Annotated in this window: 11 protein-coding genes, 1 tRNA gene and 1 pseudogene; 3 read left to right on the top strand and 10 right to left on the bottom strand. The window is 54.4% G+C overall.

Going from position 1 to position 12,922, the window contains the following annotated elements; genetic code table 11:
• The first annotated feature begins 110 nt into the window (after window positions 1-110).
• Window positions 111-1,856: a DNA primase gene (gene dnaG / locus AB1E22_RS12580; protein WP_367595595.1), complete on the top strand. Its 1,746-nt coding sequence runs from the start codon at window positions 111-113 to the stop codon at window positions 1,854-1,856.
• Between the two features lie 152 nt (window positions 1,857-2,008).
• On the top strand, window positions 2,009-3,847 hold the full coding sequence (gene rpoD, locus AB1E22_RS12575; RefSeq protein ID WP_367595594.1) for an RNA polymerase sigma factor RpoD: 1,839 nt from the start codon (window positions 2,009-2,011) through the stop codon (window positions 3,845-3,847).
• A gap of 83 nt (window positions 3,848-3,930) precedes the next feature.
• Here rpoD and mug read toward each other — a convergent pair whose 3' ends face one another.
• Complete coding sequence (gene mug, locus AB1E22_RS12570; protein WP_367595593.1) at window positions 3,931-4,437, bottom strand: G/U mismatch-specific DNA glycosylase; 507 nt, start codon at window positions 4,435-4,437, stop codon at window positions 3,931-3,933.
• A gap of 126 nt (window positions 4,438-4,563) precedes the next feature.
• Here mug and AB1E22_RS12565 point away from each other — a divergent pair.
• Window positions 4,564-4,639: transfer RNA gene (locus AB1E22_RS12565), tRNA-Ile, on the top strand.
• 136 nt (window positions 4,640-4,775) lie between these two features.
• On the opposite strand, the gene AB1E22_RS12560 is transcribed toward AB1E22_RS12565, so the two are convergent.
• The 9 genes and pseudogenes from AB1E22_RS12560 to AB1E22_RS12520 all read right to left on the bottom strand — a co-directional run bounded on the left by AB1E22_RS12560 (window position 4,776) and on the right by AB1E22_RS12520 (window position 12,920).
• Window positions 4,776-4,994 (bottom strand): DNA-binding transcriptional regulator, encoded by a 219-nt coding sequence (locus AB1E22_RS12560; protein WP_015386379.1) that lies wholly within the window; start codon window positions 4,992-4,994, stop codon window positions 4,776-4,778.
• A 69-nt stretch (window positions 4,995-5,063) separates the two neighbouring features.
• Window positions 5,064-6,164: a phage late control D family protein gene (locus tag AB1E22_RS12555; RefSeq protein WP_367595592.1), complete on the bottom strand. Its 1,101-nt coding sequence runs from the start codon at window positions 6,162-6,164 to the stop codon at window positions 5,064-5,066.
• Window positions 6,161-6,646 carry a phage tail protein gene (locus tag AB1E22_RS12550; RefSeq protein ID WP_367595591.1) on the bottom strand — a complete coding sequence of 162 codons (486 nt, stop codon included), beginning with the start codon at window positions 6,644-6,646 and terminating at the stop codon, window positions 6,161-6,163. The genes AB1E22_RS12555 and AB1E22_RS12550 overlap by 4 nt, the downstream gene beginning before the upstream one ends.
• A gap of 649 nt (window positions 6,647-7,295) precedes the next feature.
• A pseudogene (locus AB1E22_RS12545) lies at window positions 7,296-10,089 on the bottom strand (phage tail tape measure protein); the annotation flags it as partial.
• A complete protein-coding gene (locus AB1E22_RS12540) occupies window positions 10,082-10,201 on the bottom strand; it encodes a GpE family phage tail protein (protein WP_007848878.1) in 120 nt (39 codons plus the stop codon). The pseudogene AB1E22_RS12545 and the gene AB1E22_RS12540, both read right to left, overlap by 8 nt.
• A gap of 14 nt (window positions 10,202-10,215) precedes the next feature.
• On the bottom strand, window positions 10,216-10,518 hold the full coding sequence (locus AB1E22_RS12535) for a phage tail assembly protein (RefSeq protein WP_367595589.1): 303 nt from the start codon (window positions 10,516-10,518) through the stop codon (window positions 10,216-10,218).
• A gap of 54 nt (window positions 10,519-10,572) precedes the next feature.
• On the bottom strand, window positions 10,573-11,088 hold the full coding sequence (locus AB1E22_RS12530; protein ID WP_007848874.1) for a phage major tail tube protein: 516 nt from the start codon (window positions 11,086-11,088) through the stop codon (window positions 10,573-10,575).
• 9 nt (window positions 11,089-11,097) lie between these two features.
• Entirely contained in the window at window positions 11,098-12,270 is a 1,173-nt protein-coding gene (locus tag AB1E22_RS12525) for a phage tail sheath protein (RefSeq protein WP_007848866.1), read from the bottom strand.
• 239 nt (window positions 12,271-12,509) lie between these two features.
• Window positions 12,510-12,920 (bottom strand): tail fiber assembly protein, encoded by a 411-nt coding sequence (locus tag AB1E22_RS12520; RefSeq protein ID WP_280596316.1) that lies wholly within the window; start codon window positions 12,918-12,920, stop codon window positions 12,510-12,512.
• Window positions 12,921-12,922 lie beyond the last annotated feature (2 nt).

Genomic DNA, 12,922 nt, shown 5'->3' with positions numbered 1-12,922 from the left:
GAAAGGAATGCGCGGCTTATTTTCGTTCATGAACTGACATACTTCTGCTCTTTCAACCTGCTGTTTTAGCGCATAACTGAAAGAAAGCGAGCAAGTACCAAACGGGGCCTATGGCTGGACGAATTCCACGTGTTTTCATCAATGACTTGCTGGCTCGCACCGACATCATCGATCTGATCGATGCGCGTGTTAAGCTCAAAAAGCAGGGCAAGAACTATCATGCGTGCTGTCCGTTCCATAACGAAAAAACCCCTTCTTTCACCGTAAACGGTGAAAAACAGTTTTACCATTGCTTCGGCTGTGGTGCGCACGGCAACGCGCTCGATTTTTTAATGAACTACGACAAGCTTGAGTTTGTCGAAAGCGTTGAAGAAATGGCGGCCATGCATAACCTTGAGGTGCCATACGAAGCAGGTAACGGACCAAGCCAGATTGAGCGTCATCAACGGCAAAGTCTTTATCAACTGATGGATGGCCTGAACGCCTTTTATCAGCAATCCCTGGCTCAACAATCCGCTGAAACTGCTCGCCAGTATCTGGCAAAGCGCGGTTTGAGTGCAGAGGTTATTCAACACTTTGCCATCGGCTACGCCCCTCCCGGTTGGGATAACGTCTTAAAGCGTTTTGGTGGCAATAGCGAAAACCGTCAGGCGCTGACGGATGCAGGCATGTTAGTAACCAACGATCAGGGACGCAGTTACGACCGCTTCCGCGAACGGGTGATGTTCCCCATCCGCGATAAGCGAGGCCGGGTAATTGGTTTTGGTGGCCGTGTGCTGGGCGATGGCCAGCCGAAGTACCTGAACTCCCCGGAAACCGATATTTTCCATAAAGGCCGCCAGCTGTATGGCCTGTATGAAGCCCAACAAAGTCAGCCAGAACCGGCGCGTTTGTTGGTCGTAGAAGGCTACATGGATGTGGTGGCATTGGCGCAGTACGGCATCTCTTACGCCGTTGCCTCACTGGGCACTTCAACTACCGCCGACCATATCCAACTGCTGTTCCGGGTAACGGATACCGTGGTCTGTTGTTATGACGGGGATCGCGCAGGCCGAGACGCTGCATGGCGAGCTCTGGAAACTGCGCTACCTTATATGACAGACGGGCGCCAGTTGCGCTTTATGTTCCTGCCTGACGGTGAAGACCCCGACACGCTGGTGCGTAAAGAAGGTAAAGAAGCATTTGAAGCGCGTATGGAACATGCTCAACCGCTATCTACGTTTCTTTTTAACAGCCTGATGCCACAGGTCGATTTGAGTTCTCCTGATGGCCGTGCGCGACTGAGTACCCTTGCATTACCCCTGATTAGTCAGGTACCTGGTGAAACCCTACGTATTTATCTACGTCAGGAACTGGGTAATAAACTGGGTATTCTGGACGATAGCCAGCTTGAAAAGCTGATGCCAAAGCTTGCGGAAAACAATACGCCGCGCCCGGCCCCACAGCTAAAACGCACAACCATGCGTATACTGATAGGACTACTGGTCCAGAATCCAGAGTTGGCACCGAGTGTGCCACCGCTTAACGGCCTGGAGCAGGCGAAGTTGCCAGGGTTGAAACTCTTTATCGACCTGGTAAATACCTGTCTGGCGCAACCGGGTTTAACCACCGGGCAGCTTTTAGAGCTATATCGCGGCACAAATGAAGCCGCCACCCTTGAAAAACTCTCTTCGTGGGACGATATAGCAGATAAGGATATTGCAGAAAAAACGTTCACCGATGCGCTGGAACATATGTTTGATTCCGTGCTGGAGTTGAGGTTTGAAGAATTGATGGCGCGTTCCAGAACATCCGGGCTAACGCCTGCGGAGCGCGAGGAAGTCCGTGTGATTACGCAATCACGCGCGAAAAAGTAAATATTCGCGGCTTAACTGCCGAACATTGATCGGGTCAAACCCGAACGCCGCGTGGACGGGCAGCGGCATTAAAATAAATCAGCCCCCGTACGTTATTGTTGGCGGCAACGCCTACCGACACAACCCTAATACTGAAGTGTGGATACCGTCTTATGGAGCAAAACCCGCAGTCACAGCTTAAACTTCTTGTCCAACGTGGTAAGGAGCAAGGCTATCTGACCTATGCTGAGGTCAATGACCATCTGCCGGAAGATATCGTCGACTCCGATCAGATCGAAGACATCATCCAAATGATCAATGACATGGGCATTCAGGTGATGGAAGAAGCACCTGACGCCGATGACCTGTTGCTTGCTGAAAACTCAAACAACACAGACGAAGATGCGGAAGAAGCAGCCGCTCAGGTACTGTCCAGCGTAGAATCTGAAATCGGACGCACCACTGACCCGGTTCGCATGTACATGCGTGAAATGGGTACCGTCGAGCTGTTAACCCGTGAGGGTGAAATCGATATCGCGAAGCGTATCGAAGACGGTATCAACCAGGTGCAATGCTCCGTTGCTGAATACCCGGAAGCCATCACCTATCTGCTTGAACAGTACGATCGTGTTGAAGCAGAAGAAGCCCGTCTGTCTGATTTGATCACCGGCTTTGTTGACCCGAATGCTGAAGAAGATCTGGCACCTACCGCCACTCACATTGGTTCTGAGCTGACTAGCGAAGAAAATAGTGATGATGACGATGAGGAAGAAGATGAGGACGACGCGGACGATGACAACAGCATCGACCCTGAACTTGCTCGTGAGAAATTTAGCGAACTGCGCACGCAGTACGAAAGAACTCGCGATACCATCAAAGCGAAAGGTCGTTCTCACGCTGATTCCGCAGCTGAAATCCTGCAACTGTCTGAAGTTTTCAAACAGTTCCGCCTGGTGCCGAAGCAATTCGACTACCTGGTAAACAGCATGCGCGTCATGATGGACCGCGTTCGTACGCAAGAACGTATCATCATGAAGCTGTGTGTTGAACAGTGCAAAATGCCGAAGAAAAACTTCATCACACTGTTCACCGGCAATGAAACCAGCGAAACCTGGTTCAACGCAGCTATTGCTATGAACAAACCGTGGTCTGAAAAATTGCATGACGTTTCTGACGACGTGCATCGCAGCCTGCAAAAACTGCAGCAGATCGAAGAAGAGACCGGCCTGACCATCGAGCAGGTTAAAGATATCAACCGTCGTATGTCGATCGGTGAAGCGAAAGCGCGCCGTGCGAAGAAAGAGATGGTTGAAGCAAACTTACGTCTGGTTATTTCTATCGCTAAGAAATACACCAACCGTGGTCTGCAATTCCTTGACCTGATTCAGGAAGGTAACATCGGCCTGATGAAAGCAGTTGATAAGTTTGAATACCGCCGTGGTTATAAGTTCTCAACTTATGCAACATGGTGGATCCGTCAGGCTATCACACGCTCTATCGCCGACCAGGCGCGTACCATCCGTATTCCGGTGCATATGATTGAGACGATCAACAAACTCAACCGTATTTCGCGCCAGATGCTGCAAGAGATGGGCCGTGAGCCAACGCCGGAAGAGCTGGCTGAACGCATGCTGATGCCGGAAGACAAAATCCGTAAGGTGTTGAAAATTGCCAAAGAGCCAATCTCCATGGAAACGCCTATCGGCGACGATGAAGATTCGCATCTGGGTGATTTCATCGAGGATACTACCCTCGAGCTGCCGCTGGATTCTGCTACTTCCGAGAGCCTGCGTAATGCCACGCACGACGTGCTGGCAGGCCTGACCGCTCGTGAAGCGAAAGTACTGCGTATGCGTTTCGGTATCGACATGAATACTGACCACACGCTGGAAGAAGTGGGTAAACAGTTCGACGTTACCCGCGAACGTATCCGTCAGATCGAAGCGAAGGCTCTGCGCAAACTGCGCCACCCAAGCCGCTCTGAAGTACTGCGTAGCTTCCTGGACGATTAATTCGTCCACACCCTCCTCCGTCTTTCTCCCTCGCCTGAGGGAGAGGGTCGGGGTGAGGGCATTCTCTTCCGCCTGTTCGTATACTATCGGCCACGTGCCGTCAAAGACACCTCTAACTCACGATAAGAATCCGCAAGCTGCTCCACCGTAGCACGGTTCAAACCGCTGGGATTTGGCAAAATCCAAACTTCAGTGTCGCCAAGAGTAATATCCTGCTTCCCCCACTTTGCACCTCGCTGGTTAAATGCCTGTTCAAAAGCCTGTTTGCCGAGCACAGCAAGCGCCATAGGCTGATAATCCTGCATCTTCGTCATCAGCTCACGCCCACCGGCACGCAGTTCGTGTAGCGCTACCTCGCTCGCCTGAACCGTAGGCCGCTCAACCAGCATCGTAATACCGCAGCGGGTATCAAGCAGATGCTGCTCCTCTTCAGGCTTTAGCTGGCGCTCTGTAAACCCGGCAAGGTGAATGACCTTCCAGAAACGATTGCCAGGGTGCGCAAAATGAAAGCCTGTATGCGCCGAAGACTTGCCTGGATTTATCCCGCAAAACACAACTCGCAGTCCTGGTTGAAGAATATCGCTAATCATGACCTTTCCTGTCGTTATAGATATTGGAGTAAGTATAAGGGATTGATTAGGCGTTGATTATAAAACCAGCACATGTCACACAATCGCTGGATTGCATCCCAGAGTTACATTATAATCCTGCGCCACGGCCCCTTAGCTCAGTGGTTAGAGCAGGCGACTCATAATCGCTTGGTCGCTGGTTCAAGTCCAGCAGGGGCCACCAAATTTTAGCTTTAGAATCATATAATTAAGCCACTCTCGCGAGTGGCTTTTTTGTTTATAGTTTCATCATTGGCAGCAAAATGGCAGCAGGAAATAAGCTGCCACCAATAAAAAACCCGCCGAAGCGGGTTAGTTTGTCAAAAATTCATGTGTCCCTGACCACTGTTTAAAGGGTGCGGAGGCACATGATCGACCTGTCCGGGTGTTACGATAAAGCGCACTACGGTTTCATGAGTAACAAAAGTGGTTCCACAGTTTATGTTTTGGCACTGGCAATAACGCTCTTTCGTATTATCTGATACACGAAAGCTACTGCGAGTATGTGCCGCGTGTCCGCATTTCGGACAATTCATCATATCCGTTTCTCCCCAAGTCATTACCCGCAACCCCATAATGATACACGAACATCCATTTTGTGAACATTATCATTCCATTTCTAAATCATCTATCTTTACCTCAAGCTCCAGAGTCGTAGTGAAACCATTATCTGCATTGACACTATGCGTCAGGGTGGTAATGGTCCATTCGGCATCATCAATGGGCTGTTTAAAGCCGCTCACCTTCACCGGCATTTCGGTATACAGATCAGCCCTTCCCTCTGCGAGTTGCAGGGAGAATGTTGCCACCCCGCGCTGCAGGCGCTCCCACTGCATCTTTGCCGCTCGCTCTGCATTGCTGCGGTTTGCATAAGTTCTGTTGAGTACCAGCACGTTTTCATCCGTTCCAACCAGGTAATCTCCCTGTTTTGCTTCCGGCTCCTTTGCCGCAGTGGTTTTTTTTCGACGGCGCTTAACCTTTGCCGTCTCTTTTTTCTTTGGCTCACGGGTATGGAGCCAGCTGGCAATTACCCCCGTATAGGCATCGCGATCAGCCAGAGTAAAACGATGACCGTCACCGGCCTGGCGGGTGATGGTGATAACCGGCAGCGGCTTACCGCTTGCCGTTCTGCCCTGCCCCTGGCGGATAAACAACAGATTGCCGTCCTTAACTGAGGCTATCGCCCCATACTGCCGCGCCAGCTTCATCAAAAAGCTGGCGTCGCTTTCATTAGTCTGGTCAAGATGATCGACAGGCTTGTCCAACAGGTCCTTTCCCAGCGCCATCTTTAATTTATGCCTGCCCGCGATTTCCTTCACGACTTCGCCCACCGTTGTCTGGTGCCAGGACTTTTCACGCCGCGTATTCAGGGTTTCACGGAAATCTGCACTACGCGCGCGAATTGTGAGACGGTCAGGCGCGCCGCTGTGCTCAATCTCATCGACAGTAAAGGCCCCTTTCGGAAAAAGTGGCTGACCTTTCCACCCCAGCGCAAACTGAATAATGGCCCCCCGACGCGGCAGAACGATTTGCCCGTCCGAGTCGTCCAGTTCCAGATCAAGCTGGTCCGCTTCAAAACCCCGGTTATCGGTCAGCGTCAGACTCATCAGGCGCGCATCCAGCACGGTAGTCACATCTTTACCTTCAATGATGATGCTGAAACCGGAGGTTTTGCTGTTCAGGTTCAGGAGATCAGAGCTGAAATTCACTGCAGTAACCCCCCAACCTTATTTTTCATACTGCCTATCGCAGAGGTGGCGGAGTCCTGCAAATTACTGAGCTGATCGCTGAGGCTGCCAAACATATCAGACAGCGATTCATCCACCCTTTTCAGGCTCAGCGAAAATTCGATGCGCCGGGGCATACCACTCTCAAAAAATTCTGTTTTTGTCTGGCTCAGACTCTCGATCACAAACATGCCGTAAATCGTCCCGCTCCCCTCAATCAGAGGCCAGGCCTTTCCCAGCTCCGCCATCTGCTCCAGCGCCAGCAAAGACAACCTGCCGCCGGTAATCTCCGGCAGCAGGACACCGGACAGAGTAAGCGTATCGTTATCCGGTCCAAGAAACTGCGTTGACGGGCGCCGGTTAACCCGGCTGTTGGCTGCGTGCCGCCAGCTGCGCTGATACTGCAGCTCCTGATAGGGCACTGTTCGCAGCATGAATACGTACAACCCCAGCACCATCATCATTATTCGTAACCCCCTCGATCACTGAAATTACTGCGTGTTTTTGCCCTGGCCCTGCGCTCACGCTCATCAAGCTGCCGGGCCACCTCGCGGGCGATATCCTGCGCGCTTTGCCCTGGCTGCGCGACAATATGAATTGGCGCGCTTATCTCGTACTTAATGACCTGCGGCTGTCTCTCTTCCTTCGGCGACGGCGCCGGTTGCGTCCTGACAGGCACACTGTACGGATGAAGTGGTGCGGCTTCTGCCGGGGCAGCCGCCAGGCCCATTACGCCAGCGACCACGGAAGCGAACACCTTCTGGCGCATAGCCATCGGGTCAGCCCTGTTATCCGTGATTTCCATAATGGCCGGTGCTGGCATGACGGCAGCAGCGATATCTGCCAGCTCCGCAGCACGATCCCGACTAGGAAGTTTTACCGGGGCGTTAACAATCTCAGGAGGCAGTATTAACCTGCTTTCAGGCCGTTGCTCCGGGCTGGCTGTTACATCACGAACGGGGCTTGCTGTTGCCGCCAGTTTCACCAGTTCAGTAGTGCGATTGATTACCGGAATATTTGCCGGACCGTTCACACTATCAGGCGGGAAAACTATCCCGCGTTCAGGACGTTGTTTAGCGCTGGCCGGTTCCGTCCGGGAAGGATTGAGCGTTGCCGCCACCCTCGCCAGATCAGCAGTCCGTTTCCTGCCGGTGACATTGGCGGGTCCGTTAACAATCTCTGGGCCATTCTCGCCCACGATGCCGAACTGGCCGCGCGGAATGGTACCGCCGCTGTCGTACATTCCAGCAAAACCCATCGTCGGGAATCCGCCAGGCGGCAGCACCACTTTACCATCTCTGTTGACCGTAGCTGGCTGCTGCCGCGTGACCTGTTCAGGAAGCTTCGCTTTGGCCGCCTCCTTGCTGACAATGCCGAGTTTTTCAAGCAGCCAGGACACGCCCGATTTAAGCGAATCCAGCGGGTGCATGACCATGTTCAGCCCTGCCGCCAGCGCTTCGCCAAACTGCCGCCCCATCGACGCCGCGCTTTGCAGTTCTGCAGAGGTGGATTTAACCGGCGTCAGCAGATCAGTAAACCAGCCCCATAACGCCTGGACCTTGTCACCTATCCACTGGAAAACAGGCTGCAGTGGCTCAAACGCCGCACTGATAGGCGCAGCTGCAGCTTTGAATCCTTCAACCACTCCGCCTAAAAATGCGCTTATCGGCTGCCAGTATTTCCAGACAACCAGCGCCACGCCAGCCAGCGCCGCCACGACCAGACCTATCGGACTAAGCAGGGCGCCCAGCAATCCAGAAATCCCGTACAGCGCAACGCGAAGGAGGGCCAGCGGGCCGGACGCCAGAAAACGCAGCACGCCACCGGCTGCGGATAATCCCCCGCGCAACGCGGCCAGCGGATTCATTACCATGCCGATAATGTTGCGAATACCAGACATTCCGCCGCGAAGGACAGCAAGCGGCGCACCGGCCAGCGCTTTCAGCGCATTGCCAGCCAGCCCGGCAGAACGGCGCAGGGAGTTAAGGGGAGACGTCAGCAATCCGACGCTGCTGCCGGATGCCGCCAGGCCACGGCGCAACAGGGAAAGCGGCGCATTTGCCAGCCAGGACAGCGCACCTCCGGTGCGGGTCACTGCAGACATAACGGAGGGGAGTGTTTTTACACCCAGCACGGACAGGCCTAAACGGATCACCGCCAGCGGCCCCAGCACGGCAGCCACGGCCACCGCCAGCGTGCCGAGTACAACGGTTATCGCAGCAGTGGCAGCCGCCACTTTCATCAGCGTGCCCGCCAGCTGCGGGTTAGCCTCAACCCATCGACGCATTGCCCCGGTAACGCTTTTGACGTACCCCATGATATCCATCAGCGGCTGGCGCAGGGTTTCACCCAGGCTACTGAAAGCGTTCTGCGCGCCCGTTTTAACAAGCAACCACTGCGCGGAAAGTGAATCCTTATTGATATCGGATTCTTTCTGCATGGAGCCGTTAGCCTCAGTGCCTGAGGTAAGTTTCAGCTGTCGCTGCAGCTCCGGCAGGTTATTTGCCAGCTTCGCCGCATCGTCGCCAAACTCCTTGCCAAATATCATCGTCATGGCGGACAGGCGCTTGTCCTGCGGCAGTTTGTTGACCTTCTCCAGCACACGCTGAATGGTCCCCATTGCGTCCTTTGTCATCTGCTTTTCAATCTCTTCTGGATTGAGTTTCAGCAGATCCATACCTTCCATGAACCGCTTGCTCTGCATGGTTGCAATCGACAGTTCGCGCACCATCGCATTTGATGCGCTGGCGGCAATTTCAGGCGCGGCGCCCAGAGACAGGAAGGTGGAACCCAGCGCGGCCGCCTTGCGGAAATCAAGCCGGTCAGCCACGCCGCCCATACGCTGCAGCACATTGATGATATCGCCGCCCTTAGACATGGCGTTATCGTCCAGGTAGTTCAGGGCATCGCCAAGCTGTTCAATATTTCGAGTCGGCACTTTATAGAGCTGCGCGATTTTCCCCAGCCCCTCCGCCAGCTCATCAGCGGGCAGCTCGAATGCCGTTGCGGCCTTTGCAGCAGTGGATGCAAAGGCCAGCAGGTCACGCTTCTGGTCTTCGTAAGAATCGTTCTGGTTTGTCACGCCCATGCGGGCGCCACCTTCAACCAGCGCGGCATAGTCGATGGCGCCATTCTCCATCGGCAGCTGTTCACTGGCGGCCTTGATGGCATCCTGCATGTCATAAAACTGTTTTGTGCGGTTGCCGTTGTCGTCCCGCAGCCCGTTAACCTGCTTTGCCACGCCTTTCATCGCATCTTCCATGCTGGCATAGCTTTTAACGGCAGCCATCACCGGCGCGCCCATCGCCAGCCCGGCGGCAGTCGTCGTTGCTCCGGCGCCCGCAATACGATCCCGCACCTCAAGGCGCCGCGAATACTGATCGCGGACGGCGTTCATACGGGCCTGCTGCTCGCCCAGGCGCTTAAGGGATTTCTGCTGTCGGTCCAGCGCCTGCCGGGTTTCGTCGGCATTCTGCCGCAGCTCCCGCTGCGCACTGCTCAGCTTTTTGGTGTCCAGCCCGGCCTCATTGAGCGCAAGACGCTGACGCTGCACCGACTGACGCAGGCCGTTATATTTGCTCTGCAGCTCGTTAACGCGGTTTTTTGCCTGCTCCAGCAGACGCGCCTGCGCCGCCGTCGGCCGGTTAGTGGCCGAGAACTGCGTGGCAAGCTTCGCCGCTTCTTCGCGTGCGGCTTTAAGACTGTTGCCGGTGACGGCCAGCTGCGCGCTTGCCTTGCGGAAACCGTCAATACGGCCCGCCTGGGCGTCCAGTTCTTTTAATCTTGCGCGGCTTTGCTGAATGGCGGTAGCCAGCTCTTTAGAACTGGCCTGCGCTGATCGGAATGGGCGGGTGAGTTTATCAACCGCATTTAGAATTACCTGCAAACGCAGGTTAGTGTCACTCATCGCTGGCCCCGCTTCTCTGAATCGCTTTATGCCGCCACTCCAGCACTTCGGTCAGCGGCATAACGTCAGTGACGGACGGCGGCCAGTGAAAAATGGTGGCGATATCAGCCACCAGGTCTTCTACCGTCAGGCTGTCAGCAAACCGGCAAGCACCGATTTCTTCAACAAAAAAGTGACCACCTCAACCGACAGCGCGGTGAGATCGGCGGGGTCCATTTCAGCCATTTCCTGAGCGGTCAGCGCGGGCGTGGAGATGCGGGGAATAATCGTCATCATCGCGCCGACGTCCATATCCATGATCGCCTGCAGACGGGTGCCACGCAGCGCGCCGGACTGCGGCTTGCGCAGCACAATTTCGGCAATTTCGGTTTTACCGCGTTTGATTGGGGTGTCCAGCTGTACGGTTTTTTCAGTCAGTTGTTCGCTCATTGTCATTTCCTGTTAATAAGGTACTGGCGCGGCTGCCCGCGCCTTCAACGTAGATCAGAGGCCCAGGGCGTTGCGGTGTTCTTCCATCAGGTCCACGCCATCAACGATTTCAATCATGTTGATCACATCAACCTCATAGAGCACCTCGCCGTTAATGGTCAGCTTCGCGTAGCTGTTGGTGCTGCTGACTTTTGTGGTGTTGCTCTCCCCGGTTTTCCATTCGCCGGAATCGACTTCTTTATGTCGCCCGCGCACAACCAGCTCAACGGCCTGCACTTCGCCGGTATCGTCACGCTGAATGGAGCCGGTGAAACGCAGCTGGATACCGTCAACGGTGGCTTTACCCATCTGTTTGAATAACAGCAGTTCGGTGCCACCGATTGAAAATTCCGTGTCCAGCGCGCCATCATCCAGCCCCAGATCAACATCAGCCGAACCGGGCATACCGCCGCCGCGATACTTTTCAAACTTGCGGCCGAATTTAGGCAGGGTCAGGGACTCAACGATCCCCTGATAGTTATTCCCGTCGTTAAACAGGTTCAGGTGTTTTAACTTGCGTGGTAAAGCCATATTGTCCCCTTACGCGCTGACCTGGCTGGAGAAATCCAGCAGATACTGATCGGTGATGCGCTGGCGCAGCATCAGGTTTTCCAGAGGCGGTACCGGCGTATAGTCGTAATCGATAGTGAGCTTCCCGGCTTTCAGGGAATCTTTATCGTTTACGGACTCATCCAGCCAGCAGTCGGCGCCGATGATGTAGCCCTGCGTTTTCAGGTTGCGCAGTTTGGCGCGAATACCTTCGATAATGTCGCGGGCCAGCGACGGGTTAAGCACGCCATCCACCGCCCACATGTGCGCTTCGGCGATGGTGTCAGCCAGTACCTGCGCGGTGCGGGTGTAATTTTCAAAGGCAAACAGTGGATCGTCACTGAGGCAACGGGAACCCCAGAAGCGGAAGCCGTCTTTGCGGATCAGCGTGGTGACATCGTTCTGGTTCAGCAGCCCCGCATCGGTTGCCGGGTCTTGCAAATCCCAGAACACATCAGCAGAAATGCCGGTGACGCCATTCACGCCCACGTTGGACAGGGATTTGTGCCAGCCGGTCTGTTCGTCAATTTTGGCACGCAGGCCAAGCGCACGGGCTGAGGCATAAGCCGTTGCGTCAGCATTCAGCACGGTGTCAAAACTGATGAAATCAGGCCAGATCAGCATTCCCTCGCGCTGGCTGAAATTAGCGCGGTAGGCAATGGCCTCCTCTACCGTTTTGCAGCCGTAGGCTGACAGATAGGCGAACCCGCGCAGACTCTGCGCCACGCTCAGCAGCTCAGTGGCAACCGCCTGCGTGTCATGCCCCGGCACGCCCAGAATGCGCGGCTTAACGCCGAGCTGAGACTGCGCAGATAACAGCGCTTTCATGCCCGTTTTTTTACCGTCAGCTGTCACGCCGCCGATAATGTTGGAGGTTGTCTCCGCTTCGGTTTCACCCTGAGCCACGCGCACAACGACGGTCACGGGTTTAGCCTGGTCGGCAATTGCATCCAGCGAGCGGGCCAGCGTGCCGGACTCGCCTGCTTTACCGCTGGCTGTCAGCACGTCGGTGAGCAGGACCGGTTTATTGAGGGGAAACACGGACGCATCTGCATCATCGCCGGTACAGACCATACCGACAATTGCCGTGCTTACTGTTGAAATGGGGCGGGTGCCATCGTTGACCTCAACGACGCGCACACCGTGATGATAATCCTGAGCCATACGGCGAACCCTCCGGTGTTTAGGTTTCGCCCTATGGTGAATTGAATGGGCCGCGCAGACAGCTACGCGGCATTGTTCCCTTAATCACACAATACGCCCGCGCGGATATGAGCAAGCTGGAACATTACCCGATGATGCAGTAGATGTACCGGAAGCGGTTTTTAACGAGTTCGCTGGCGAACCACCAGAAGGAATGATGAGGGTCGCGGGTAGTGACGGTCTACCCGCATGGTCTGAGATTATTTATGACCCGGAACTGGCGGCCAGTTAATACCAGGGGCTTTAGATGTATCGATAGCCTGTAGTTTCTTAATATAATCCAGCCACTCTATCAAGCTGGCTTTATCTTCATCGCTGATGATGTCTAACTGCAATTCAGTCTGCCACAGGCTGATCGTTTCCTGCGCCACAGCCAGAAATGCAGCTTTTTGTTGTTCAGCGTAACCAACAGCTTCTTCTTTAGTCGGTGGCGGTGGCTCCACTGCAATAGGATTACCATTTTCATCGTGAGAAATTTTCAATCCTGATGATTGTAGTTGCATCAATTCTTCAAATCTTTCCGGTGTAATTTCGATAGTGCCGCCTGGCTGTTCTGTAAACCAGTCACTTTGAAAGAACGCGTCTAATTCAGCGCTGAACCAAATTTTCATGA

Source organism: Buttiauxella gaviniae, from assembly GCF_040786275.1.
GTDB classification, from domain to species: domain Bacteria; phylum Pseudomonadota; class Gammaproteobacteria; order Enterobacterales; family Enterobacteriaceae; genus Buttiauxella; species Buttiauxella gaviniae_A.
The sequence above is the reverse complement of the archived record's forward strand: the minus strand, read 5'-3'. Positions and strand labels throughout refer to the sequence as shown.